This is a genomic window from Pseudomonas sp. CC120222-01a (assembly GCF_003097235.1).
Lineage (GTDB): Bacteria > Pseudomonadota > Gammaproteobacteria > Pseudomonadales > Pseudomonadaceae > Aquipseudomonas.
Genome location: NZ_QEQQ01000020.1, coordinates 43,232 through 67,791, shown reverse-complemented (window position 1 = coordinate 67,791; position 24,560 = coordinate 43,232). Strand labels below are relative to the sequence as shown.

The following is a 24,560-nucleotide window of genomic DNA, read 5'->3' as shown; positions in this document are numbered from 1 at the left end:
CATGGCGCGGGCACAGCACACGGCGCCACGCGGCGCCGAGCGCACACAGGGCGTGCGCAATGCGCGCCTGAAATGCTTGCTGCTGGCGGTGCTGTGCCTATTGCCTGGGCTTGGCGCGGCCAAGATGGGCTGGAGCGGGCAGACCTGGGGGCCACTGGCGGCGTACCCGCTGGTCAGCCTGATCAGCCTGCTGCTGTACTGGCAGGATAAACGCCAGGCCCAGGGCGATGCCTGGCGCACCCCTGAAAAGGTGCTGCATGCCAGCGAGTTGCTGGGGGGCTGGCCCGGCGCACTGGTGGCCCAGCAGCTGTTCCGGCACAAGACGCGCAAACTGTCTTACCAACTGGTGTTCTGGGGCATCGTGCTGCTGCACCAGGTGTTCTGGCTCGATTACCTGTTCCTGGGCAGCCGTTTTCTGCCGTTCAACTGATCAGCTCAGCAGGCCTGCCTGCAGACGTTTTGGCAGCCGCCGCACCACCAGTTGGTGCGAGCGCTGCAGCAGGTCGCAAAGTTCGTCCCGGCCCATGGGGTAGGGCGGTTCCATGCTGATCCATTTCGCCCGTGCCAGATAAGGCGCTGGCCGCACGCCGGGCCGGTCGCAATAACCCAGAAACAGTTCATCGGCGACCTTGAACGACAACCCCGCCCCGGCCAGGTCGAGCACGGCGAACATCTTGTTGCCGGCCACGGAAAACACCCGAATGCCGCCCCATTTGTAGTCTTCCCGCGCACCCGGCAGGCTCAGGCAGAACGCCGCCACCTGCTCTTCGCTCATTTTCTGTCTAGACATAACGCTCCCCACACGCCTCGAATGACGCCGCCAGGTGGTCTATCCACGCCCGCACGGCCGGTAACAAGCCCCGTCGATGAGGGTAGACCGCCTGCAGGTAGCCGCCTGGCAAGGACCAGTCCGGCAGCAGCTTGACCAGCTCGCCACGTTCCAGCTCCTCTTCGCAGAACATGCTGGGCAGGGCGGTAAAGCCCAGCCCGGCGCGCACGGCAGCGTTGCGCACGACAAAATCGTCAATCGCCAAGCGTGGCTCCAGGGCGATCTCCTGCTGCCGGCCATTGGGCCCGAACAAGCGGAAGTGCACCAGCCGATCGGCTTCGGCTGCGCCCAGCACGGGCAGGGTGGCCAGCTCGGAGGGTTCGCGGATATGGTCGGCAAAGCCCGGCGCCGCCACCAGCTGCATTTGCGCCTGGCGCAGCCGGCGGGTGACCAGTGCCGGGTCCTCGTCGCCCAGGTCGCGTACGCGAAGGGCCACGTCGATGCCTTCGGAAATCAGGTCGACACGGCGGTTGAGCAGGACCATGTCCAGTTGCACCTGCGGGTATTGTTCGAGGAAGCGGCTGATGACGTCCGGCAGAAACGCATGGGCCAGGGCCACCGGGCACGATACGCGCAGGCGCCCACGTGGCTCGCTGCTCATGCTTGCCACCACTTCGTCGGCGGCCTCGGCCTCCAGCAGCATGGCCTGGCAATGGTGCAGGTATCGTTCACCAACGGCCGTCAGCTTGAGTTGGCGCGTGGTGCGCTGCAGCAGGCGGGTGCCAAGGCGTTCTTCCAGTTCGGCAATCCGCCGCGACAGGCGCGACTTGGGGATGCCCAACTGGCGCCCGGCCGCAGCAAAGCCGCCGGCTTCAACCACCTGGGCAAAATAGAAGAGGTCATTGAGGTCTTGCATGGGGCTGTCTCACTGTTCTACCTGTGGGACAAACTAACGCATTTTTACTGACTTTTCAGCCATTCGGCATCCCGGTAGGATTTTCCCCATCGTGATCGCCCACCGCTGCGGTCTTCATTCACAGGAGAGTCCCATGAAACTGTTGCATATCGATTCGAGCATCCTGGGCGACAATTCCGCCTCTCGCCAACTGAGCCGCGAAGTGGTCGAAGCCTGGAAAGCCGCAGACCCGAGCATCGAAGTGGTCTACCGTGACCTGGCTGCCGACGCCATCGCCCACTTCTCGTCCGCCACCCTGGTAGCAGCCGGTACCCCGGAAGAAGCCCGCGACGCCGCCCAGGCCTTCGAAGCCAAGCTGAGCGCCGAAACCCTGGAAGAATTCCTCGCCGCCGACGCCGTGGTGATTGGCGCGCCGATGTACAACTTCAGCGTACCGACCCAGCTCAAGGCCTGGATCGACCGCGTGGCCGTAGCCGGCAAGACCTTCCGTTACACCGAAGCCGGCCCGGAAGGCCTGTGCGGCAACAAGAAAGTGGTGCTGGTCTCCACCGCCGGTGGCCTGCACGCTGGCCAGCCGACTGGCGTTGGGCATGAAGACTTCCTCAAGGTGTTCCTCGGCTTCATCGGCATCACCGACCTGGAAGTGGTCCGTGCCCACGGCCTGGCCTACGGTCCGGAACACCGTACCCAGGCCATCGACGCCGCCCAGGCGCAGATTGCCAACGAGCTGTTCGCCGCAGCCTGATCGCCTGGCGTCAAAAAAACCGGCTGGCACCCCGTGCGCCAGCCGGTTTTTTCATCCAGTTTTCATCTGCCGGTGCTAAGGCCGGATCTATGCTGACGCTATCCTGATGCTTGCTGCGCGATAGCTGACCGATGAACACTCCCCGCTGTTTGCTGGCGTTGCTGCTCGGCGGCCTGTTGGCCCATGCCGAAGCCTCCCCGTGGGTTGCCGGTTTGCATCACATGACCCTCGACGACCCGGTCGATGCCCGGCCGATGCAGGCCCTGGCGTTCTACCCATCCCATGGCACGCCACATAATATCCGCATCGACGGTTACCCCATCGACGTCGCTGAAGAGGCCCCGGTCGCCCTCGGGCAGTTCCCGCTGGTGGTGCTGTCCCACGGCAACACCGGCAGCCCGCTGGCATTGCATTACCTGGCCACCGCCCTGGCCCGCCAGGGTTTCGTCGTGGTGGCGGTGGTGCACCCGGGCGACAACGCCCGCGATCACAGCCGCCTGGGTACGCTGAGCAATCTGTATGGTCGGCCGCTGCAGGTCAGCGAGGCCATCACGTCCGCCCGTGAAGACGCGTTGCTTGGTCCCTACCTGAATGATGGCAAGGTCGGTGTGATCGGCTATTCGGCTGGCGGTGAAACCGCGTTGATCCTGTCTGGCGCCCAGCCCGACCTCGATCGCCTGCGCCGTTACTGCCTGGAGCGCCCGGGTGATGCCGATGCCTGCAAGACCCATGGCGTGCTGATAGCCGATCGCAGCGAGCTTTCGCCCAAGGCCGACTCACGGGTTGGCGCGGTGATGCTGATGGCACCCCTGAGCTTGATGTTTGGTCGCCATGCCCTGGCCGGGGTAAGGGTGCCTGCGCTGATCTACAGTGGCGACAGTGATCAGTTGGTGGCGGTGGACCGCAATGCCGAGGAACTGGCGCGCAAGCTGCCGATCACCCCGGACTACCGCTTGCTGGCCGGGGCCGGGCACTTCGTGTTCATGGCCCGCTGCGACGAGGAGCAGCGCGCGCGCATGGCGGCGCTGTGCAAGGACGCCGATGGCGTCGACCGCCGCCACATCCATCATTCACTGCAGCGCGACACGGCCGCCTTCTTCACCCAGGCCCTGGGCGCACCGGAGCACGCCGAGCGTTCAGCTGCGGTGACTGCGCCGCGCCAGCAGTAGCGTCAGGCCGACCCCGGCCAAGGCCAGCAGGGCCGCGACACAGAAAATCGAGGCATAACCCAGGTGCACTGCCACCGCGCCCATCACCGGGCCGGCGATGGCCAGTGCCATGTCGAAGAACACCGCATAAGCCCCCAGCCCGGCACCGCGGCTGCTGCTCGGCACCTGCTTGATCGCTTCGACACCCAGTGCCGGGTACACCAGCGACAGGCCGAAGCCGGTCAGGCCAGCGCCGACCAGCGCCCAGGGTGGCGAGGGGGCCAGCCACAGCAGGCTCAGGCCGAGCACCTCGGTGGCCATGCAGGCCATGGCCACGTTGTAGCCGCCAAAGCGGTTGACCGCGTTGACGAACAGCAGCCGCGAAATGATGAAGCACAGGCCGAAGGCACTCAGGCACCAGGCCGCACCGACCCAGCCACGCTCTAGGTAATAAAGGGTGACGAAGGTGGTCAGGGTGCCGTAGCCGATCGACGCCAGGGTCAGCCCCAGGCCGCACGGCGCAACTCGGCCGAAGGCCGACCAGAACGGTAGCCGCTCGCCGCGCGTCACCACGACGTCGGGGCGTTTGCGCAGCACCAGCAAGGCCAGCAGCGCCAGCGCCAGCAGGGCAGGGCCGAGCACGCTGAAGTCCAGGCCGGCGACCGCCAGCACACCGACCGGCGCACCGATGGCGATCGCCCCGTACGAGGCGATGCCATTCCACGAGATCACCCGCGCCGTGTGTTCCGGGCCGACCTGGCTGATGCCCCAGCTCAAGGTGGCGACGCCGATCAGCCCCTGCGCCAGGCCCAGCAGCACGCGGCCGCCGAGTAGCAGGGCCAGGCTCAGCAACGGCACCTGCAGCGACCAGGCCGAGAGCAGCGTCAGCACCCCGCAACCGGCGATGCCCAGCAGGCCATAGCCAATCGCCTTCTTGCCCCCCAGGGTATCGGCCACGCGCCCGGCAAATGGGCGGCTGAGCAGGGTGGAAAGGTACTGCAGGCCGATGGTCACCCCGGCGATCACCGCACCAAAGCCCAGCTGATCATGGACATAGCTGGGCAGCACCGCGATCGGCAGGCCGATGCAGAGGAAGGCAATAAAGGTGTAGAAGACGATCGACAGGATCTGCAGGGTAATGCTGAGGGTGCTGCTGGCGGGGGCGGGCTGTTGCGCGGTCATGGGCTCTTTCGCGGGCGGGCGGTTGGGCGTGCCCTAATCATGGCCGCTGCGCGAAGTAAATGAAAGCAGGCTAACGAATTATTCATCGGCGAGAGCCAGCCCGGTCACCACAAGGCGACCAGGCCAGCTGATCTACCTCAGACCACGACGCCCTGGCTACGCAGGTAATCGTCATAAGTCCCGCTGAAGTCCACTACACCATCAGCGCTCAGCTCGATGATGCGGGTCGCCAGCGACGACACGAACTCGCGGTCATGGCTGACGAACAGCAGGGTGCCCGGGTAGTTTTCCAGCGCCAGGTTCAACGCTTCGATCGATTCCATGTCCAGGTGGTTGGTCGGCTCGTCCATCACCAGCACGTTCGGTTTCTGCAGGATCAGCTTGCCGAACAGCATGCGGCCTTGCTCACCACCGGAAATCACCTTCACCGACTTGAGGATCTCGTCGTTGGAGAACAGCATGCGCCCCAGGGTGCCGCGGATGACCTGCTCGCCGCTGGTCCACTGGCCCATCCAGTCGAACAGGGTCATGTCGTCTTCGAAGTCGTGGGCGTGGTCCTGGGCGTAGTAGCCCACTTCGGCGCTGTCGGTCCACTTCACCGAGCCGGCATCCGGGGTCATCTCGCCGACCAGGGTGCGCAGCAGGGTGGTCTTGCCGATACCGTTGGGGCCGATGATCGCCACGCGCTCGCCCGCTTCGACGGTGATGTCGAAGTTCTTGAACAGCACCTTGTCGTCGAAGGCTTTCGCCATCTTCTCGACGACCACCGCCTGGCGGTGCAGCTTCTTGGTCTGCTCGAAGCGAATGAACGGGCTGACACGGCTCGAAGGCTTGACCTCGGCCAGCTGGATCTTGTCGATCTGCTTGGCACGCGAAGTGGCCTGCTTGGCCTTGGAGGCGTTGGCCGAGAAGCGGCTGACGAAGGTCTGCAGTTCGGCGATCTGGGCTTTCTTCTTGGCGTTGTCCGACAGCAGCTGCTCGCGCGACTGGGTGGCCGCGGTCATGTACTCGTCGTAGTTGCCCGGGAACAGGCGCAGCTCACCGTAGTCCAGGTCAGCCATGTGCGTGCACACGCTGTTGAGGAAGTGCCGGTCGTGGGAAATGATGATCATGGTGCTGTTACGCGCCGTGAGGATGGTTTCCAGCCAGCGGATGGTGTTGATGTCCAGGTGGTTGGTCGGTTCGTCGAGCAGCAGCACGTCCGGGTCCGAGAACAGCGCCTGGGCCAGCAGCACACGCAGCTTCCAACCCGGCGCCACTTCGCTCATCGGGCCAAAGTGCTGCTCCAGCGGAATACCCAGGCCCAGCAGCAGTTCACCGGCGCGGGACTCGGCGGTGTAACCGTCCATTTCGGCAAACTCGGTTTCCAGCTCGGCGACGGCCATGCCGTCTTCCTCGGTCATTTCCGGCAGCGAGTAGATGCGGTCGCGCTCGGCCTTGACCTTCCACAGCTGGCCGTGGCCCATGATCACGGTGTCGATCACGGTGAATTCTTCGTAGGCGAACTGGTCCTGGCGCAGTTTACCCAGGCGCGTGTTCGGCTCGAGCATGACCTGGCCGCCGGACGGCTCCAGGTCACCGCCGAGGATCTTCATGAAGGTCGACTTGCCGCAACCGTTGGCACCGATCAGGCCGTAGCGGTTGCCGTTGTTGAATTTGACCGAAACGTTTTCGAACAGCGGCTTGGAGCCGAACTGCATGGTGATGTTGGCGGTAGAAATCAAGTGCTTGTCCTGCGGGGGTTCCAGAGGTGTATTTAGGCCCTCTCGTCCGTTTTGGGCCAATTTTGGGCCAATTCGACTCGGGGCGGCAGCTTCTCCAGCTCCCTCCAATCCGAGGAGGAGCTGATCCATTTCGCGTAGGTAGAGAGCAACATCTCGACGCTGTGGCCAAGCTGACTCGCGATGAACGCGGGGTTCATCCCAGGCATCAGGCACATGGTTGCGTAGGTGTGGCGGGTGTCGTACTGGCGGCGTTTACGGACGTTCAGCGCCTTGAGCGCCGATTTGAATGGGCGGATTGTAACACTTGGCTCGTTGATCCACAGCCCACCTTTGCTCGGTTGGAGCACAAAAGGGCTCACTGGATGGGCCGATTCGGGCGCCGTGCGTTGAAGAGTCGCTGGATCAGCTTGATTTTTTCAGGCATGACGACGCCTTGGCCGCTCCTGCGACCGGCTTGTGCCTAAATTGGCGGGTTGTGAAATGGATATTTCTAGTTAGAGAGAACGCTTATGTTTGCTGTCGGTATCGGGCTGCTTGTTGTCGGGCTGGCCACTTCGAACGCTGGTCTATGGATACCAGGCGCTGCGCTCATGGCCGCCGGGATCGTTAAGAAAGCGCGCAGCTAATACCTTGGCCGCTATGTCGCGGCGCGGTAATGGCACTTCATCCACGCTGACTGCTCAGCCCTCAGGCAGGGTGATGCCGCACACAAATTCTTTCGAGCCAAGGCGGTGAGAGCCGTACTCCACCACGTAGCCATCACCGCGGCGTTGCGCTTCCGCCTTGGCTGTTTTCTGGTCGGCATAGACGTCGACAAAATGCCATGGATGTCTATCCCGAAGGACGCCCCACCCAAGCACCCAGCCTTCCTTGTCAGGATCTGCAGGCAGGTTTTTCGCCAAGCTGCGAATGGTCATAAAGCGCTCCCTGTTATCCACGGTATCGATTTGTCTGCGAAGTGACTGTTATATTTTGGATCTCGCCGCGCCAAGGCTGGCATATGAGTGAGTGCTCAATGACAAATAATAATTCAACAAGTCTGAGAACCTCCTACCCACGTGTTGAGGACATCCTGAATGCCCCCGGCAACTGGGTGGAACCCCCCAATATCCGCAGGGGCGGGGAAAGTGGCGTTCTCCGGGTTGAGCTAGAGGGCCAGACCTTCTACAAAAAGCAGCAAGTCGGGCATGTCTATCGAAGCCTTTTACACCCGTTCGGGTATCCGACTGTTGCCCGCGAAGCAAAGGCTCTGCGTGCGGCAGCGTCATTGGGCGTGGCAACGCCATCGCTACTCCACGCCGAAGTCCGTAAACGCGACGGAGATTGGCATGCAGTGATGGTGACGGCAGCTCTGGACGGTTATTTGTCGGTGGAAGACTACTACGCCCGCAACCTCGACCAATCACTTGGATTCAGGCGCCACCACGAGATTTTAGAAGCATATGGCCGAGAACTTGCCAGATTGAACCTTGGCCGCTGGCAGCACGGTTGCTTGTACCTGAAACATGTCTTTGTTGACTTCAGCGAAGCGTGCGTAAAAGTCGCACTGCTTGACCTGGAGAAGGCCAGGAAACGCCTTACCGCGAAGCAGGCCGGCCACCATGACTTGAGACAAGTCAAGCGACGGTCAGGATGGTCGGCTGAGGGGTGGGAAGCATTTTGCAGGGGCTACCGATATTCGTTCGGACAGACTGCAGAACTGCTGCTGTAGGGGGCGCATACCGTTATCACCTATGACTATTCGGATTTCATGCGGTGGTGCATGGGGCGATTGTCGGCGGGGCGGTAGGTCAGTGCCGGTGCAGGGCAGGGCGTTGCCGGGTCGGTACTCAACTAGACTTTTGATAGTTGGGGGCAGTGAGGTGGGTTATGCGCTACTCGAAAATCAGACCGTTTCTGTGGTGGGCTGGCGCCCTGCAGTTTTTTGCGATCGTGGCCGCCATCGAACACAGGGCATGGGACGTTGTGTTCATCTGCCTGATGGTGATTGCGGTAGGAATATGGTTCGCCAGGGACGTTCAGCGATTGGAAGCTCACAAGCAGCCAAGCATAAGATAGGCCAGCAGCACGATATGGAATGGGAATTGCTCTCTCCCTGAAAAACCATGCTTTTGGGGGAGATGCCGTGATGACTCAGAACGATTATCGCTACATGATCTTCGTTGTGGTTGCTGTGCTGGTCCTGACTGCGCTGGCGTCCTGGGTGTTTCTTGAGGCCATCAGCTGAGCCCACTCTTGGGACCTGCCTTACCCTGAACCGGGCCTGGGGCTCACCCCTAAGGGTGATGGTCTGTAACCAGGCCCCGTGCAAGAATCCCAGCCACAACAACCCTGGCATGGGACACGACAATGAGCAAAGACCGGCTGAAATCGCCTGACTGGTACGCGCAAATGGCCCGTGTCGTCGACGCCCAGGGCTCGCCGGGCTTCGTCGAGGCGCTGTTCGCCGCGCTCAAGCTGATTGCCCCGTGCCAGGCGATTACTGTTTTTCTCTATCCTCGCAAAGGTCTGCCCTCGGCGCTGTTCGAAAAGGACGAAGAGGGCCCGTGGCTGCCGGAAGGCAATATCCAGAAGTACCTCGAAGGCTACTACCTGCTGTGCCCGTTCTATCGCGCCTGCATGGACGGCATCGCCCCCGGTTGCTACCGCCTCAGCGACGTTGCACCGGACCACTTCAAGCGCAGCGAGTACTACCTGGCGTTCTACCAGCACGCCCACCTGGAAGACGAACTCAACTTCATCGTGCCGCTCGACGAGCACCTGACCATCGCCGTGGCCCTGGCCAGTACCCGCCGCCTGGACCGCCAGCAGGTCAATGACCTCAAGTGCGTGGCGCCGTGGGTGGTGGCCACGGTGCGACGGCAATGGGGCCACCTGGATGTCGACGCCCTGGGCGGGCGCTTCGAGAGCGCCCTGGGCCGGCAGATCAACGCTGCGCTGAACAACTTCGGCTCGTCGTTGCTCACCGAGCGCGAGTGCCGCATCGCCCAGTACCTGCTGCGCGGCCACTCGACCCGTTCCCTGGCCGAGCGCCTGGGCATCAGCGAAGACACGGTCAAGACCCATCGCAAGAACCTCTACACCAAGCTCGATATCGCCAAGCAGTCCGAGCTGTTTTCGCTGTTCATCGACTCGCTCGCCCAGGCCCAGGAAGGCCTGAGCAAGGACCCGCTGGAAAGCTACCTGCGAAGGCGCTGAACGCGCCGTTTCACCCCACCCGTTTTTTACTGTCAGCGGCCTGGCAGGGCCAACTGCACGCCGCGTTTTACCCCGGAGAACAACAATGAACGCACCGTTCCAAGCCAAGCTGCAAGCCCAGCGCGATACCCGTGACTACCAGGCCGGCGACGCCGCCCACCACATCCATGCCTTCCTCGACCAGAAGGCACTGAACGCCGAAGGCCCACGGGTGATGGTCGGTGGTGAGCGCCTGCACCTGTGGGACAGCGACGGCAAGCGCTACCTGGACGGCATGTCGGGCCTGTGGTGCACCCAGCTCGGCTATGGCCGCAAGGACCTGACCGCCGCCGCCGCCGCGCAGATGGACCAGCTGGCCTACTACAACATGTTCTTCCACACCACCCACCCGGCGGTGATCGAGCTGTCGGAGCTGCTGTTCAGCCTGCTGCCGGGCCACTACAGCCACGCCATCTACACCAACTCCGGCTCCGAGGCCAACGAGGTGCTGATCCGCACCGTGCGCCGTTACTGGCAGGTGGTCGGCCAGCCGAGCAAGAAGATCATGATCGGCCGCTGGAACGGTTACCACGGCTCGACCCTGGCAGCCACCGCGCTGGGCGGCATGAAGTTCATGCACGAAATGGGTGGGATGATCCCGGATGTCGCGCACATCGACGAGCCGTACTGGTACGCCGCCGGTGGTGACCTGACCCCGGCCGAGTTCGGTCGCCGCTGTGCCCTGCAGCTGGAAGAGAAGATCCTCGAGCTGGGTGCCGAGAACGTCGCTGGCTTCATCGCCGAGCCGTTCCAGGGCGCGGGCGGCATGATCTTCCCGCCGGAAAGCTACTGGCCGGAAATCCAGCGCATCTGCCGCCAGTACGATGTCTTGCTGTGTGCTGATGAAGTGATCGGTGGCTTTGGCCGCACCGGCGAGTGGTTCGCCCACGAATACTTCGGCTTCGAGCCGGACACGCTGTCGATCGCCAAGGGCCTGACCTCGGGCTACGTGCCGATGGGCGGCCTGGTACTGAGCAAGCGCATTGCCGAGGCGCTGGTTGAGCGGGGCGGGGTGTTTGCCCACGGCCTGACCTATTCCGGGCACCCGGTGGCGGCGGCGGTGGCCATTGCCAACCTCAAGGCGCTGCGCGATGAAGGCATCGTGCGCCAGGTCAAGGAAGACACCGGGCCGTACCTGCAGCGCATCCTGCGCGAAGTGTTTGCCAACCACCCGCTGATTGGCCAAGTGCAAGGCGCCGGCCTGGTGGCAGCGCTGCAGTTCGCCGAGGACAAGGGCAGCCGCAAGCGCTATGCCAATGAGAATGACCTGGCCTGGCAGTGCCGTACTTATGGCTTCGAGGAAGGGGTGATCATTCGTTCGACCCTGGGGCGGATGATCATGGCGCCGGCCTTGGTGGCCAACCACAGCGAGCTGGATGAGCTGGTGGAGAAAACCCGGATTGCGGTGGACCGTACCGCACGCGGGTTGGGCATTCTGTAAGTATCAAAAGCGGGGCTGCATCGCAGCCCCCAGCCATCAATGCATCCCGCGTGGAATGGTCTTGAGCAGATCTTCCGGGCTGATATGCCCCACCACCTGAGCCACCGCGCTACCCGGGGTCGGCAGGTCGATGATGTGGTTCTTCATCTTGCCGATCACATGCATCTCGCACGGCTTGCAGTCGAACTTCAGGGTCAGCACTTCATCGCCCTGGATCAGCTGCATCGGTGCCACCTTGGTACGCACGCCAGTCACGCCCTTGGCCTGCTTGGGGCACAGGTTGAACGAGAAGCGCAGGCAGTGCTTGGTGATCATCACCGGCACTTCGCCGTGTTCCTCATGGGCTTCGTACGCTGCGTCGATCAGTTGCACGCCATGGCGGTGGTAGAAGTCGCGGGCCTTCTGGTTGTAGACGTTGGCCAGGAACGACAGGTGCGACTCCGGGTACACCGGTGGCGGTGTGGTCTCGGCCTTGCGCGAACCGCGCGGGTGGGCCTTGACGCGGGCTTCGGTCAGCGCCTCGATGGCTTCACGGCGCAGGGCCTTGAGCTGCGAGTTGGGGATGAAGAACGCCTGCGGCGCATCCAGCTCGATGCGGTTGGCGTGGTACATCGTGGTACCCAGCTGGCCGAGCAGGTCGTGCAGCTGGTCCAGGGCCTGCTGTGGCTTGTTGGCAGCGCCGAATGGGCCGTCCAGGGCCACCTGCACGCTGACGCCTTCCTCGCTGCTGAGGGTCAGCATCAGGCGCTGCTCGCGCAGCACCGCATGCCACTCGACGCCCACGCGACGCTCCGACGAGGTGCGCAGCAGAGCTTGCTGCCAGTTGTGGTCGAGGTTGCGCGACAGCGGGTGGTTCGGCCGCAGCTTGTGCAGGCCTTCTGGCATCTCGTTGGGCTCGACGCGGTAGCGGTAGCGCTTCTGGCCGTCTTCCTCGAACTCGCCACGCGGCTCGGCGATGTTGGCGCGGAAGCCCACCACCTCACGCTTGACCAGCACGTTGAGGCCGTCGCCGTTGGTCAGCGGCACCTCGGTGACCACCTGCATATCGCGCTTGCCGACCTTTTCCACTACACCCACGGCCAGGCCAGTGAAGGTCGGCGAGTCGAAGGCGCCGATGTCGACCTTGCGGTCGGTGACGAAGTAGTCAGTGCTGCCGCGGTGGAAGGTCTTGTCCGGGTCGGGCAGGAAGAAGTGCTCGGTACGGCCGCTGGAGGCGCGGGCCAGTTCCGGGCGGCCTTCGAGGATGGCGTCGAGTTCCTTGCGGTAGTGGGCGGTGATGTTCTTCACATAGCCCATGTCCTTGTAGCGGCCCTCGATCTTGAACGAGCGCACGCCGGCATCGACCAGGTCGGCCAGGTTGGCGGTCTGGTTGTTGTCCTTCATCGACAGCAGGTGCTTCTCGAACGCCACTACGCGGCCCTGGTCGTCCTTCAGGGTGTACGGCAGGCGGCAGGCCTGGGAGCAGTCACCGCGGTTGGCGCTGCGCCCGGTCTGGGCGTGGGAGATGTTGCACTGGCCGGAGAAGGCCACGCACAGCGCACCGTGGATGAAGAACTCGATGGCCGCGTCGGTTTCGCTGGCGATGGCGCGGATCTGCTGCAGGTTCAGCTCGCGGGCCAGCACGAGCTGGGAGAACCCGGCCTGGTCGAGGAACTTGGCCCGCTCCAGGGTACGGATGTCGGTCTGGGTACTGGCATGCAGCTCGATCGGCGGGATATCCAGCTCCATCACCCCCAGGTCCTGCACGATCAGCGCGTCGACGCCGGCGTCGTAGAGCTGGTGGATCAGCTTGCGTGCCGGTTCCAGCTCGTTGTCGTGGAGGATGGTGTTGATGGTGGTGAACACGCGTGCATGGTAGCGACGGGCGAACTCGACGAGTTCGGCGATATCGCTGACTTCGTTGCAGGCGTTGTGGCGCGCGCCGAAGCTCGGGCCGCCGATGTAGATGGCATCAGCGCCGTGCAGGATCGCCTCGCGGGCGATGGCCACGTCACGGGCAGGGCTGAGCAGTTCCAGGTGATTCTTAGGAAGGGACATGTCGTTATAGGTTCGGGCTGTCACGGTTAGGGCGGCATTGTAGCGGGGAATGGGGCGGGTGGCATCTTTGAGTGCCGAGAGGTGTGCGGCCCGGCCCTTTCGCGGGTAAACCCGCTCCCACAGGATTTCCACAGGCCCTGAACCTGTGCAGTACCTGTGGGAGCGGGCAAGTCGGGCCGCCGAACCGCCGCGAAGGGCTGCAAAGCAGCCCCAAAGGCTCAGAACTGGTATTCCAGCCCGGCCCCGGCATACCAGGACCTGCCCGGCGCCGCCTCGTAATACCGGCCATTGCCATCGCCGACAATCACCGAGCCCACGTACTGCCGGTCCAGCAAGTTGTCCAGGCGCACCAGCTGGTGGAAGGTCCACGGCCCGACCTGCTGCTGGAACTGCGTACGCCAGTTGAACACCGCATAACCCGGCGCCGCATGCTGGTCATTGGTGTCCTCGACGTACACCTTGCTCCGGTACTGCCCTTCGAGCCCCATGCTGATGCCATCCCGCGGCTTCCACACCAGCTCGCCGAACAAGCTGCTGCGCGGCACGCCGGGCAGCTGGTTGCCCTTGTCGATGGTCGTGGTGCCCTGGGTGAAGGCCTCGTCATAGGTGGCGTCGAGCAGGGTGTAGGCCAGGTTGGCCTGCCACTGCGGGCTCAGTTCACGCTGCACGCTCAGCTCGAAGCCGCGGCGCAGGGTCTTGCCGGCGTTGCGGTAGCTGGTGCGGCCATCGGTCGAGGCCGCGACTACGATCTCGTCCTTGGTGCGGATCTCGAAGATCGCGGCATTGATCCGCGTGCGCTCATCCGGGCGCATCTTCAGGCCCAGTTCGTACTGGGTGCTGGTGGCCGGTTCCAGATTGAAGTTGAAGCCTTCCAGGGCACCGGGCGCATAGGCCATCTCGGCCTGGGTCGGGGTTTCGAAGCCCTGGCCGGCGCTGATGTAGCCATGCAGGTCGGGGGTGAAGGCGTACATCACCGACAGGGTCGGGGTCGTACGCTGGTACTTCTTCGACCCACTGGCATCGCCGTTGGCCAGGAAGTGGTCGTCCACCTCCATTTCCATGCTGCTGTGGCGCAGGCCGGCATCCACGGTCCAGCGGTCCAGTTCCCAGTGGGCCTGCACATAGGGGTCGAGGCTGGTGGCGGTGTCCTTTTCATCCCGGCGCAGGTCGCCTTTCACGCCCAGGGTGTTGCCGCTGAAGTTCTGGTAGCCGCGCCGGTCGTCGCGGCTGCGGTCATAGTCGGCACCGAAGGTCAGGGTCAGGTTGCCGGGGGCGGCGCTGACCGGCTGGATCCAGCGCAGGGTGCCGCCATGGAATTCGCGGTCGAAGTCGACCACGCCGCCACCGCGGTTGTTCGCCGGGGTGCCCTTGGGGATCGACAGGTACTGGATGACGCTGCGCTTGCCCGCATACAGGTTGAACTGCAGGGTCGCCTCGCCGAAGTAACGTTCGTAGTTCATGCCCACCTGCTGGTGGTGGATGCTCTTGCGTGTGTCGTACTCCTCGGCGCGCGCCGCCACCGAACGTGGGTCGTGCTTGTAGGCGTCCCAGGTCTGGCCCAGCGGGTCTTCGGTGCCGTTCTGCTCCAGGGTGCTGAAGATCAGCGCCAGGCGGCTGTCTTCGTCCGGCTTGACGTGCACCTTGGCGAAAGTCTGGTCGCGGCGGGCGGCGCTGTGGTCGCGGTAGCCGTCGGTGTCCATGCGCGAGGCATCGACCAGAAAGCCGGCCTGCTCGCTGCCGCCTTCGCTGTAGACGTGGTTCTTGTTGAAGCCATCGCTGCCGAAGGTGGTTTCGGCGCCGACCTTGGGCGGCCCCGAACCATCACGGGAGAACATCTGGATCACACCACCGGCGTTGCTGCCGTAAAGGGCGGAGGCCGGGCCGCGCAGTACTTCGATGCGGTCCGCCACGTCCAGGTTCAACGACGCGGCCTGGCCCTGGCCATCGGGGGTACTGGCCGGGATGCCGTCGCTGAGCAGCTTGATGCCACGGATGCCGAAGGCCGAGCGGGCGCCATAGCCACGCGAGGAAATCTGCAAGTCCTGGGCGTAGTTCTGGCGATTCTGCACCACCAGGCCCGGTACGCGGTTGAGCGCCTCCGACAGGTTGACGCCCAACTGGCCATCGGCGATCTGCTGGCGGTCGACGGTGTCGATGGAGTAGGGCAGGTCGAAGCTCGGGTTGGGGGCGTAGGTGCCGGTGACCACCACCGGTTCCAGCAGATTGAAGGTGGTGGCGGGTTCGGCCTGGGCCAATGGGCACAGACCGGGAAGCAAGGCGATCAGGGCCTTGCGGCGAAACGGGGGGAATTGCATGCAGCGTCCTGCTTTCGAAAAGAAGGCGCCGCCCGCAGGCGGAGCCGGTAAAACGGTAATCAGCGTTTGGCGGCCATGGCGGTCACTTCGACGCGCATTTCCGGGTAGGCAAGTGCAGCCACGCCAACGGCGGCACGCACCGGCCACGGCTTGCTGAAGAAGCGCTGGTAGACCTCGTTGAAGGCAGCACGGTCGGCCATGTCGGTCAGGTAGATGGTCAGGTGCATGACCCGATCCATGCCGCTGCCGGCCTTTTCCAGCGCGTCCTTCAGGGCCTGCAGGGTGCTCTCGCTCTGCTGGGTGATGTCGGCATCGAGATCGGCCGGGATCTGCGTGGTCACCAGGATACCGTTGTACTCAGCGACGTCGGAGGAAATGGACTCAGCGTCGGAATCCGGTGTGTAGATAAGATCTGCCATGGGTATTCGCCTTGCAACGGAAGGAAAGCGGCAAGCCTACGCGAGCCTGTCGCAAGGGTCGAGCCGATGGGCGCTTATGCATTGAAATGCTGCGCCTCGGCGGTCAGAATCGCCGCCGATTGTTGAGCAAGGTGCTGAAGTTGAACGAACAGACATTATCGATGCGCCTGGAGCGTGTGGCGGCGCATGTGCCGCAGGGCGCACGCCTGGCCGATATCGGCTCGGACCACGGCTACCTGCCGGTGGCACTGGCCCTGCGCGGTGTGATCGAAGCCGGGGTGGCCGGTGAGGTGGCGCAGACACCCTATGCCTCGGCCCAGCGCAACGTGCGCCGCAACGGCTTGACGGAAACCGTCATCGTACGCCTGGCCGATGGCCTGGAGGCCATCGAGGCCGACGACCGCATCACCGCCATCAGCCTGTGCGGCATGGGTGGCAAGACCATGTGCGAGATTCTCGAGCGTGGCAAGGCGCGCCTGAACGGCAGCGAGCGCCTGATCCTGCAGCCCAATGGCGATGAGCGCGAATTGCGCGGCTGGCTGATGGACAACGGCTACCGGATCGTCAGCGAAGAATTGCTGCGGGAAAACCGTTTCGACTACGAGATCATCGTCGCCGAACCTTGCGAGGTGGTGGCCTACAGTGCCGAAGAGCTGTATTTCGGCCCTGTGCTGATGCGCGAGAAAAGCCCGGCATTCGTGACCAAGTGGCAGCGCATGCTGCGCCAGAAGCAGCAGAGCCTGGCCAACTTCGAGCGTGCCCGCGATGCCATCCCGCAAGAAAAGCTGCGTGACTTCGCCCGGCAGATTGGCTGGATCAACGCGGTACTGGCCTGATTCACTGCTGCGAGCAGTTACCCATTTCGCGGTAGTCGACTTCGCGTTTCTGGCCCTGGTGGTCGACATACACCATGTGCGCGGTACCGACCTGGCAGTCGGCGGCGTTGCTGGCCGGGGTGATCGAGATGACCTTGGCCACATCCAGCGGCATGCCGTATTCATAGTTGCTGGCGGCCGGTTGGCTGGCGGGGGTATCGGCGAAGGCGCCGAACGAGGCAAGGGCGGCAGACAGGGCGACAACAGCGATCGAACGTTTCATGGCAGGCTCCTTTTTCAATGTTTACCAATGATGTATTCATTGGTGATCCTCAATAAATGGGCTAAGTCGTGATAGATTCCTGCCTGGAACGTACGAATAAGACTCATCAAGGAGCCCAACCCCCATGGACATGCTGCACGCCATGCGTACCTTTGCCCGGGTGGTGGAGTGCGGCAGTTTCGCCGCCGCCGCCAATGCCCTCGACATTTCTGCGGCGCAGGTGTCGCGGATCGTCGCCGAGCTGGAGAACCAGCTGCAGACCCGCCTGCTGCACCGCACCACCCGGCGTTTGCGCATGAGCGAGGCGGGCGAGCGTTTTCTGGAGCGGGCGCGGCAGATCATGGCGCTGACCGACGAGGCCATGGACGAAGCCCGCGGCGCGCACCTCACCCCGCGTGGTCGCCTGCGCCTGCATTGCCCGCATGGCCTGGGCATGCTGCTGATGCCGCTGGTGGCCGGCTACAACGCGATCTGCCCGGAAGTGGTGATCGAGCTGATCCTGTCCCAGCGCAACCCCGATCCGCTGGCCGAGGGGCACGACGTGGTGATCACCGTGGATGAGGCATTGCCCGATTCGCAGCTGATCGCCGTGCCGCTGGGCAATATCTTCAGCATCCCCTGTGCCGCGCCCAGCTACCTGGAGCTGAACGGCATCCCCGAGCGGCCGGAAGACCTCCACGAGCACCGCTGCCTGCGCATGGCCTACCCGATGTACGAAGGTGACTGGGTGTTCCCCCAGGGCCTCGATCACTGCGTGATCGCCCCGCGGGACAGCTTCATGACCAATGTCGCCGACGCCATGCTGGTGGCCAGCGAGCTGGGCATGGGGATTGGCCTGCTGCCGTTCTACACCGCCAGCCAGGCCATCGAGCAGGGGCGCCTGCGGCGGCTGTTGGCACCTTATCGGCTACGGGAAAATGCGTTGTATGCGATCTACCCGTCGCGGCACTACCTGGATGCCAAGGTGCGGACCTGGATCGATTACCTCAAGGAGCAGTTGCCGGCACTGTTCGAGGGGCATGCCAAAATCGTCGACGACGCACGATACTGGCGTTAAAGTCGCGACCTTTGTGGGTGCGGCCTTGTGTCGCGAAAGGGCTGCGGAGCAGCCCCAGGATTTCAGCACCGATGCAAAGGTTGCTGGGGTCGCTTTGCGACCCTTTCGCGACGCAAGGCCGCTCCCACAAATATCGCGAGCCCGGTCGTCAGTGTCCGTAACGCCCGACCAGGCTTTGCGCGCCCAGCGCATGGTCTTTGAGCAACTCCATCAAACCGTTGCGATCCAGCTCCTCCGGCAAGGTGCCCAGCGGCAGGTCGGTGGCAATCAGGGTCAGTGCATAGTGGTGCGGCTTGTCCCCGGCGGGCGGGCAAGGCCCGCGATAAGTCATGGTCCCGTGGGAATTGCGCCCGACGATCAGCGCCTGGCTGGTCTGCCAGCCAGCGCCTGCTTCCAGCCCGTCGAGCGCCGGGTCGATGTCGTAGGCGAGCCAGTGCACCACGCCCAGGCCCTTGCCGCCGTCCGGGTCGAACATCACCAGGGCCAGCGACTGCGTGCCGTCGGGCAGGTTCTTCCAGCTCAACTGCGGCGTGCGCCCCTCACCCGCACCACAGGCCGGGTCCGGCCCGACCTGCTGCAGGCCGATGACACCGCCATCGGTAAACGACGACGAGCTGATCGACAGCGCGGCAGAGTCGCCACCAGCAGCCAGGGCAGTGCAGGGCAGCAAGGCGGCGAGCAGCCAGGGTTTGAGGTTCATGGCAATCTCTGTGCAGGGCTATGCGCCGCAGTGTAGACCAGCGGCCGGTCAGCGGCTGTCCTGGTCTTCGGCGGTGCCGCCGGTGTGCCCTGCGCCGGAGCCGGTTGCTTCACCGGTGCTGTTGGAGCCACCGGCCGCGCCATCGGCCGCGTCCGAGTTGCTGCCGGTGTCGCTGCTGTCATTGTCCTGGCCGCTGCCCGGGCTGTTGACGCTGCTGCCTTCCCCGGCGGTCTTGCCGCCGCGCTCGTCGGTTTTCGGATGGCTGTCGGTATTGGTCGTGTCCGTCGCGGCGTAGCTGGTGGTGGACGCAATACCCAAGGCAAGGGCAAGCAAGAGCGGGTGAATGCGGATCATGGCAAGTCTCCTGGAAGGATGATCTGTCATTCGTTTGGCTGGGACAGGCTAGCGGGGTGCCCCATGGGCGACGGGCGGTCGAAAAAAAGGGCCGCGATGGCGGCCCCTTCATTCACTTGGCTTCTGGCTGCGCTGTTGGCGCAGCGGGTTCCAGCGGCGGATGCTCCTGCGCCGCATGCATCAGGTCCTCGGTCACCCGCAGCTCGGCGCCGGTCGGCGAGAAGGTGGTCGATGCCGTGAACGGTGCCGGGTGCTCTGCCGCCGGGCGTTTGCCGCGACGCCAGAGGAAGAAGCACACCATCCCCAGGTTGACCACGGCAAAAGCCCAGAACAGCCCCACCTCGCCGAATTCGGTCATGGCCGGCGAAATTGCCAGCGGCGCCATGGCCGAGCCCAGCGAGTTGATCAGCAGCAGGCCCTGGATCATCGGTACCAGGGCGTCGGACGGCGCACGGTCGGCAGCATGGCTGACCGCCACCGGGTACAGCGCGAACACGCCGCCGCCGAGCAGGAACAGCATGGCCGGCAGCAGGGCCGAATCCGACGGCAGGAACACCGTGATCAGCGACAGCACCATGCACAGCGCTGCCAGGGCGATCAGCACATCCTGGCGATCCTTGCGGTCGGACCAGCGGCCCACCGGGTATTGCAGCAGCATGGCGCCGAGGATCACCCAGGCCATCATGTTGCCGACTTCGCCGACATCCAGGCCGATGCGCTGCAGGTACAGCGGCAGCAGGGCGTAGATACCGGCGATGACTACACCGGAGCCGAAGCAGCCGACCAGCCCCGACGGCGCCACGCCCAGCAGTTGCCGTGGCTTGAGTGGCTCGACCTGGTCCAGCAGCGGCGACACCCGCGGCAGGATCACGATCGGCAGTACCGACAGCGCAGCCAGCATGCCGGCCAGCATGAACGGTGCGCTGTCGCCCAGGTGGGTGATCACGCCGAGTCCGGCCTGGGCGATCACACCCGCGCCATAGAAGGCGATCATGTACAGCGCCAGCAGGCGCCCGCGGATCTTCGCGTCACCGGCCAGCAACAGCCAGCTTTCGATCACCAGGAATACGCCGACCGCCGCCCAGCCGTTGATCAGGCGCAGCACCGACCACCAGGTGGCGTCGTAGAACAGCCCCTGCAGCAGGATGGTCGCGGCGATCAGCGAGGCGAAGCTGGTGTAGGCGCGGATATGGCCGATGCGCAGGATCAGCCGGTCGTTGAAGATGGCGCCGAGGGTCAGGCCGATGAAGTAGGTCGACGAAACGATACCGATGGTCGTTGCCGATTCGCCGGCAGCGTCCAGGCGCAGGGTGGTAAGGGAAGACATGAAGCCGTTGCCCAGGGCAATGATGAACAGCCCAAGCAGGGGCGCCAGCGCCATGGCCAGCAAACGCGGAGACATACATACCTCAAGTTGGAGTGGCGATTTAGGAACGCCTCTTCGAACGCGCACGCCAAACGGACCCATCGAGGGCCGAAAGAAGTGCACGGATGTGCCTGGGCTGGATGCGACCTGGGCAAGACTCAACCGCTGGACCCTGGAATAGCCGGGCCGGGCGGGGTGGGTTGAGCCTATTTCACATGGGCGTCATGTGTTCAGGCCTGGACTCTGTCGTTGCTGCCGGTTGCCACCGTTCAAGGCGACGGGCGAAAAGGAAGCGCGATTCTAAGGGTTGTGACCGATTTGCCCAAGAGGCTAAGGCCTGCGACGCGACGACGCAGGGCGGGATGCGACAGCTTTGTGCCCCAATCCGACATCCCTGGGGTCGCTGCGCAACCCTTTCGCGACACAAGGCCGCTCCTACAGGACGGTGCGATCCCTGTAGGAGCGGCCTTGTGTCGCGAAAGGGCTGCGCAGCAGCCCCAGGGTGCAGCAACGCCTTATTTGTCGAACAGTCGCTCGTGCACCCAGCCATTGTTGGTCAGTACCATCACGCGCTTTTCCCGGGCCGGTGTTTGATTGGTCGCCACCGCATTGCCCAGATCACGGATATTGGTCCGGACCTCATCATTGGCCGCCCAGTCCGGCAACCCGGTGATCTTGTAGGCATAGGTCACGTCGGAAACGGTGTGCCCCATCATCTGCCCCGGCTCGCTGAACTGCTCGATCGCCGTCACCTCGGCCTTGCCGAAGCACAGCCCGCCGCGGGTCTGGCCGTTGAGCATCTTCTGGACATCGGCCTTGTAGTACTTGCGCCCTTCGTCGGTGAGGTCGTAGGCGTAGTAGATGTCGGTGCGGGCCGGTTGCCAGAGGCGCTCCGGCACTTCGACGCGAGAGATTTCCTTCTCACTGACGATGCCGACCCTGGCCAGCGCATGCAGCGCCTTGTTGGTGCCGGTGACGTCGAAGTCCTGGGTTTTGGTGGGGAAGTCGGTGACCACGAAACAATGCGGATACTGCGTGTCGAGGTAGGCCTGGGCCGCCTTGTGGAAATTGGCCTCGCTGGCGTCCTGGGTGTCCGAGCAGCCGGCCAGGGTGGCCAACAGCGCCAGCGGTACGAGCTTCCTGTACATGATCAAGCGTCCTTGGATTGCGAAGATAAACCGGTGGGCGGGCATTAGAACCCACGGCCTAGAGCGGCGCAATCGTGGCAGGACGGCATCTCGACAGGGTTCACAAAGCGCAAGTCAATGGTGCCCTTGCGGCTCCCGGGTATCGATGCCCACCACCACCGACATGCCCGGGCGCAGGCGTGCGGCGTCTGGCTGGTCGGGGTCGACGGTGATGCGCACCGGGATGCGCTGGGCAATCTTCACGAAGTTGCCGGTGGCGTTGTCGGCCTGCAGCAAGGCGAACTCGGAGCCGGTGGCCGGCGAAATCTGCTGCACATGGCCGTACAGCTTGAGGTGGTTCAGGGCGTCCACGGTGAAGGTCACCGGCTGGCCGATGCGCACGTCGGCCATCTGGGTTTCTTTCATGTTGGCGATCACCCACAGGGTGTCGGGCACCAGCGCCATCAGTTGCGCACCCGAGTTGACGTAGGCACCCAGGCGCGTGCCGATCTGCCCCAGCTGGCCGTCGCGCGGGGCAGTGACGCGGGTGTTGTCGAGGTCGATGCGGGCCAGCTCGACGGCGGCCTTGGCGTTTTCCACCGAAGCCTCCAGCGAGGCGCGGTTGACGATCACCGTCTCGCGGTCCTGGCGGGCGATTTCCAGCGCGGCCTTGGCCTGGGCCAGGGTGGCGACGGCGGCGGCCTCGCTGGCGCGGGCCAGATCCAGCGAGCTGCGCGACACCGAACCATCGCTGACCAGCGCCTGGTTGCGGCTGAGGTCGGCCTTGGCCTTGGTCGCCTGGGCCGAGGCATCGCCGATTGCCGCCTGGCGCTGGGCGATGGTGGCTTCGGCGCTGTTGCGCTGCTGCAGGTTGTTGGCCAGCGCCGCTTGTTGCTGTTGCAGTTGGGCGATGGCCTGGGCCAGGCGCTGCTTGTAGATGCGGTCGTCCAGTTGCACCAGCAGGTCGCCGGCCTTGACGAACTGGAAGTCGTGCACCGGCACGTCGACGATATAGCCGCTCAGCTGTGGGCCGATGATCGTCACCTGGCCGCGCACCAGGGCGTTTTCGGTGCTTTCGATGGTGCTGCTGAACGGCGGCAGGTTCCAGGCATAAAGCACTACCAGAATGCCGACCAGGGCCACGCAGGCGAAGCTGATCGTAGACAGGATGCGCACCCGCCGCGTGCGCACCGGGCTGGTCGGTTCGCTGGGCGGCGTGCGGCCTTCTGGGGTTTCGGCGATGGCGGTGGTGGTGGTGGTGCGGGTTTCTTCGGTCATCGGCTGGCAGTACCGCTGGTGGAGTCGGATGAAGCGGCCTGGCGGGCGACATACCACAGCCAGGAGCCGCGAATGGTAATCCAGATCATGGTCAGCACGGCGATGCTGCCGATCAGCACGAACACGTCGTTGTAGGCCATTATGTTGGCCTCGCGGGTGGCGGCGCTGGCCAGCACGCGCATGCCGGCCTCGCTGCGCAGTGCCGGGTCGGCGAGGATCCCGGCATAACCGCCGCCGCCGCTCTGCACGCGGGCATTGACCAGCGGTTCGAGGTAGCTGAGGCGGTCCATCAGGTGGCTGGAATGGAACTTCTCGCGCCAGGTCTGGAAGGTGCCCAGCAGCGCCGCGCCGATCAGGCCGCCGAGGTTGTTGCAGATGCCGAACAGCACCGAGAAGCTCACCAGGTTGCGTGGGTTGGCGCGAACATGGCTGATGCCCAGGGCCATCGACGGGCCAAGGAAGAAGGTGCTGCCGAAGGCCAGCAGGAACTGGCTGAAGTACATCTGTGCCGGGCGCGTGAGGTTGCTCGAGCTGCTGTCCATGAATGCCCCGGTAGCCATCGCCAGCAGCGAGACGAACAGCGGAATCACCAAGTGTTTGGGGTCGATGGTCAGCGCACTGCTGGCCAGGCCCGCCACGGCGCCGAGCAGCATGATCCAGTACAGCGAGCGCATCTGTTCGCTGCCCATGTTCAGCACCTGCAGAAAGCCCACAGCACCGGTGGACTGCTCCGAAGTGACCATGCGAATGAGGATGACGCACAGGCCCAGGCGGATGATCGCGCCACTGCCCAGCCAGCGGGTCATCAGCAGCGGGTTCTGACGGTTATGCTCGATGGCCAGGCCCGTGAAGATCAAGGCAATCGACGAGGCCAGGGCAATGCCGATCCACGGCGCCTCCAGCCACCAGTCGATGCGCCCCAGCGACAGCGCGGCGCAAAGCAGGGCGACGCCGCTGGCCATCAAGGTGAAGGTGAGGAAGTCCAGCGGCTCGAAGGTCTTGAAGCGGTCACCGGGGGGCAGCTTGAGCAGCAGCACGCAGCCCAGTGCGGCCAGTGCCAGGCCCAGTTCGAACAGGTACAGGCCGCGCCATTCGGCGATCTGCAGCAGGTCTTCAGAGAAGATCCGCGCCAGCGGCAGGGCCAGTTGCGAGGCGCCAAGCCCCAGCACCATTGCCTTCAACCGCCAGCGCTCGGGGAACGCCTGGATCATGTAGTACAGGCCCAGCGAACTGAGCGCCGCGCCGACCATGCCGTGGGCGGCGCGCACGGCGATGGCCGAGTTGAGGTCGTTGACCAGCAGATGGGCGAAGGTGACCAGGGCATACAGCACCAGGAACACCTCGGTGAACGCGCGCAAGCCGAACTGCTGGCGAAACTTGACCAGCAGCAGGTTGATCGACACGTTGGTCATCACATAGGCCGCCGGCAGCCAGGCCATCTCGGCGCTGGTCGCGCCCAGCGCGCCTTGCAGAAATACCAGGTTGGCGGTGACCAGTGCGTTACCCAGGCCGCCAGTAATGGCCACCAGCAGGCCGACCACCCCGTACGCCAGGCGCTTGGCCGGCGTGTGCAGGGGCGTGGAAGGGGAGCCGGGGAGGCTGGGCTTCTCGTGGGGGAGCCACTGGCGCGGGGTGTATTTGTCCATG

24 protein-coding genes are annotated in these 24,560 nt (G+C 64.2%); 8 read left to right on the top strand and 16 right to left on the bottom strand.

The genetic code is table 11. From position 1 onward, the window contains the following. Position 1: 1 nt before the first annotated feature. Positions 2 to 430 carry a DUF1294 domain-containing protein gene (locus N430_RS22340; RefSeq protein ID WP_110638599.1) on the top strand — a complete coding sequence of 143 codons (429 nt, stop codon included), beginning with the start codon at positions 2 to 4 and terminating at the stop codon, positions 428 to 430. Here the strand turns inward: N430_RS22340 and N430_RS22335 are convergent, their stop codons facing one another. Together N430_RS22335 and N430_RS22330 are read right to left on the bottom strand one after the other, a co-directional pair. After that, the gene (locus tag N430_RS22335; protein WP_110638598.1) at positions 431 to 790 is read right to left on the bottom strand and encodes an MmcQ/YjbR family DNA-binding protein; all 360 of its coding nucleotides are present in this window, start codon (positions 788 to 790) and stop codon (positions 431 to 433) included. Beyond that, entirely contained in the window at positions 783 to 1,685 is a 903-nt protein-coding gene (locus N430_RS22330; RefSeq protein ID WP_110638597.1) for a LysR substrate-binding domain-containing protein, read from the bottom strand. Before N430_RS22330 ends, N430_RS22335 begins: the two co-directional genes overlap by 8 nt. 133 nt (positions 1,686 to 1,818) lie before the next feature. On the opposite strand from N430_RS22330, the gene N430_RS22325 reads away from it, so the two are divergent. After that, positions 1,819 to 2,430: an FMN-dependent NADH-azoreductase gene (locus tag N430_RS22325; RefSeq protein ID WP_060507230.1), complete on the top strand. Its 612-nt coding sequence runs from the start codon at positions 1,819 to 1,821 to the stop codon at positions 2,428 to 2,430. A 131-nt stretch (positions 2,431 to 2,561) separates the two neighbouring features. Next, positions 2,562 to 3,599, top strand: a complete 1,038-nt coding sequence (locus tag N430_RS22320; RefSeq protein WP_110638596.1) for a dienelactone hydrolase — start codon at positions 2,562 to 2,564, stop codon at positions 3,597 to 3,599. Here N430_RS22320 and N430_RS22315 read toward each other — a convergent pair. From N430_RS22315 to N430_RS22300, 4 genes are all read right to left on the bottom strand, one after another. Next, the gene (locus N430_RS22315; RefSeq protein ID WP_110638595.1) at positions 3,567 to 4,760 is read right to left on the bottom strand and encodes an MFS transporter; all 1,194 of its coding nucleotides are present in this window, start codon (positions 4,758 to 4,760) and stop codon (positions 3,567 to 3,569) included. The two genes, N430_RS22320 and N430_RS22315, sit on opposite strands and share 33 nt — an antisense overlap. Before the next feature lie 137 nt (positions 4,761 to 4,897). Further along, the gene (locus tag N430_RS22310; protein WP_027919182.1) at positions 4,898 to 6,484 is read right to left on the bottom strand and encodes an ABC-F family ATPase; all 1,587 of its coding nucleotides are present in this window, start codon (positions 6,482 to 6,484) and stop codon (positions 4,898 to 4,900) included. Positions 6,485 to 6,516: 32 nt separating this feature from the next. Further along, on the bottom strand, positions 6,517 to 6,843 hold the full coding sequence (locus N430_RS30075; RefSeq protein ID WP_110638594.1) for an integrase: 327 nt from the start codon (positions 6,841 to 6,843) through the stop codon (positions 6,517 to 6,519). Between the two features lie 321 nt (positions 6,844 to 7,164). Beyond that, positions 7,165 to 7,401 (bottom strand): hypothetical protein, encoded by a 237-nt coding sequence (locus N430_RS22300; RefSeq protein WP_110638593.1) that lies wholly within the window; start codon positions 7,399 to 7,401, stop codon positions 7,165 to 7,167. Between the two features lie 98 nt (positions 7,402 to 7,499). On the opposite strand from N430_RS22300, the gene N430_RS22295 reads away from it, so the two are divergent. The 3 genes from N430_RS22295 (at position 7,500) to N430_RS22280 (ending at position 11,162) form a co-directional block, all read left to right on the top strand. Further along, entirely contained in the window at positions 7,500 to 8,195 is a 696-nt protein-coding gene (locus N430_RS22295; RefSeq protein ID WP_110638592.1) for a lipopolysaccharide kinase InaA family protein, read from the top strand. Positions 8,196 to 8,833: 638 nt separating this feature from the next. Next, positions 8,834 to 9,682 carry a helix-turn-helix transcriptional regulator gene (locus tag N430_RS22285; protein WP_110638590.1) on the top strand — a complete coding sequence of 283 codons (849 nt, stop codon included), beginning with the start codon at positions 8,834 to 8,836 and terminating at the stop codon, positions 9,680 to 9,682. Between the two features lie 85 nt (positions 9,683 to 9,767). Further along, positions 9,768 to 11,162 carry an aspartate aminotransferase family protein gene (locus tag N430_RS22280; protein ID WP_110638589.1) on the top strand — a complete coding sequence of 465 codons (1,395 nt, stop codon included), beginning with the start codon at positions 9,768 to 9,770 and terminating at the stop codon, positions 11,160 to 11,162. Between the two features lie 36 nt (positions 11,163 to 11,198). Here the strand turns inward: N430_RS22280 and N430_RS22275 are convergent, their stop codons facing one another. The 3 genes from N430_RS22275 to N430_RS22265 all read right to left on the bottom strand — a co-directional run bounded on the left by N430_RS22275 (position 11,199) and on the right by N430_RS22265 (position 15,939). Continuing rightward, a complete protein-coding gene (locus N430_RS22275; protein ID WP_110638588.1) occupies positions 11,199 to 13,199 on the bottom strand; it encodes a U32 family peptidase in 2,001 nt (666 codons plus the stop codon). Positions 13,200 to 13,417: 218 nt separating this feature from the next. After that, positions 13,418 to 15,514 (bottom strand): TonB-dependent receptor, encoded by a 2,097-nt coding sequence (locus tag N430_RS22270; protein ID WP_110638587.1) that lies wholly within the window; start codon positions 15,512 to 15,514, stop codon positions 13,418 to 13,420. 59 nt (positions 15,515 to 15,573) lie between these two features. Continuing rightward, positions 15,574 to 15,939, bottom strand: a complete 366-nt coding sequence (locus tag N430_RS22265; RefSeq protein ID WP_110638586.1) for a RidA family protein — start codon at positions 15,937 to 15,939, stop codon at positions 15,574 to 15,576. Positions 15,940 to 16,073: 134 nt separating this feature from the next. Here N430_RS22265 and N430_RS22260 point away from each other — a divergent pair, with 134 nt between their 5' ends. Further along, positions 16,074 to 16,769, top strand: a complete 696-nt coding sequence (locus tag N430_RS22260) for a tRNA (adenine(22)-N(1))-methyltransferase TrmK (RefSeq protein ID WP_110638639.1) — start codon at positions 16,074 to 16,076, stop codon at positions 16,767 to 16,769. Between the two features lies 1 nt (position 16,770). Here the strand turns inward: N430_RS22260 and N430_RS22255 are convergent, their stop codons facing one another. Beyond that, positions 16,771 to 17,031, bottom strand: coding sequence for a DUF2790 domain-containing protein (locus tag N430_RS22255; protein WP_110638585.1), 261 nt, complete (start codon positions 17,029 to 17,031; stop codon positions 16,771 to 16,773). Positions 17,032 to 17,155: 124 nt separating this feature from the next. Between N430_RS22255 and N430_RS22250 the strand changes: the two genes are divergently transcribed. Continuing rightward, positions 17,156 to 18,088, top strand: coding sequence for a LysR family transcriptional regulator (locus tag N430_RS22250; protein ID WP_110638584.1), 933 nt, complete (start codon positions 17,156 to 17,158; stop codon positions 18,086 to 18,088). 148 nt (positions 18,089 to 18,236) lie between these two features. Here N430_RS22250 and N430_RS22245 read toward each other — a convergent pair whose 3' ends face one another. From N430_RS22245 to N430_RS22220, 6 genes are all read right to left on the bottom strand, one after another. Next, complete coding sequence (locus N430_RS22245) at positions 18,237 to 18,788, bottom strand: YbhB/YbcL family Raf kinase inhibitor-like protein (protein ID WP_110638583.1); 552 nt, start codon at positions 18,786 to 18,788, stop codon at positions 18,237 to 18,239. 48 nt (positions 18,789 to 18,836) lie between these two features. Next, positions 18,837 to 19,142: a hypothetical protein gene (locus N430_RS22240; RefSeq protein ID WP_110638582.1), complete on the bottom strand. Its 306-nt coding sequence runs from the start codon at positions 19,140 to 19,142 to the stop codon at positions 18,837 to 18,839. A gap of 112 nt (positions 19,143 to 19,254) precedes the next feature. Continuing rightward, complete coding sequence (locus tag N430_RS22235; RefSeq protein ID WP_110638581.1) at positions 19,255 to 20,544, bottom strand: MFS transporter; 1,290 nt, start codon at positions 20,542 to 20,544, stop codon at positions 19,255 to 19,257. 479 nt (positions 20,545 to 21,023) lie between these two features. Continuing rightward, positions 21,024 to 21,656: a hypothetical protein gene (locus N430_RS22230; protein ID WP_110638580.1), complete on the bottom strand. Its 633-nt coding sequence runs from the start codon at positions 21,654 to 21,656 to the stop codon at positions 21,024 to 21,026. Positions 21,657 to 21,770: 114 nt separating this feature from the next. Further along, positions 21,771 to 22,913, bottom strand: a complete 1,143-nt coding sequence (locus N430_RS22225) for an HlyD family secretion protein (protein ID WP_110638579.1) — start codon at positions 22,911 to 22,913, stop codon at positions 21,771 to 21,773. Continuing rightward, positions 22,910 to 24,559, bottom strand: a complete 1,650-nt coding sequence (locus N430_RS22220) for an MFS transporter (RefSeq protein WP_110638578.1) — start codon at positions 24,557 to 24,559, stop codon at positions 22,910 to 22,912. The genes N430_RS22225 and N430_RS22220 overlap by 4 nt, the downstream gene beginning before the upstream one ends. Position 24,560 lies beyond the last annotated feature (1 nt).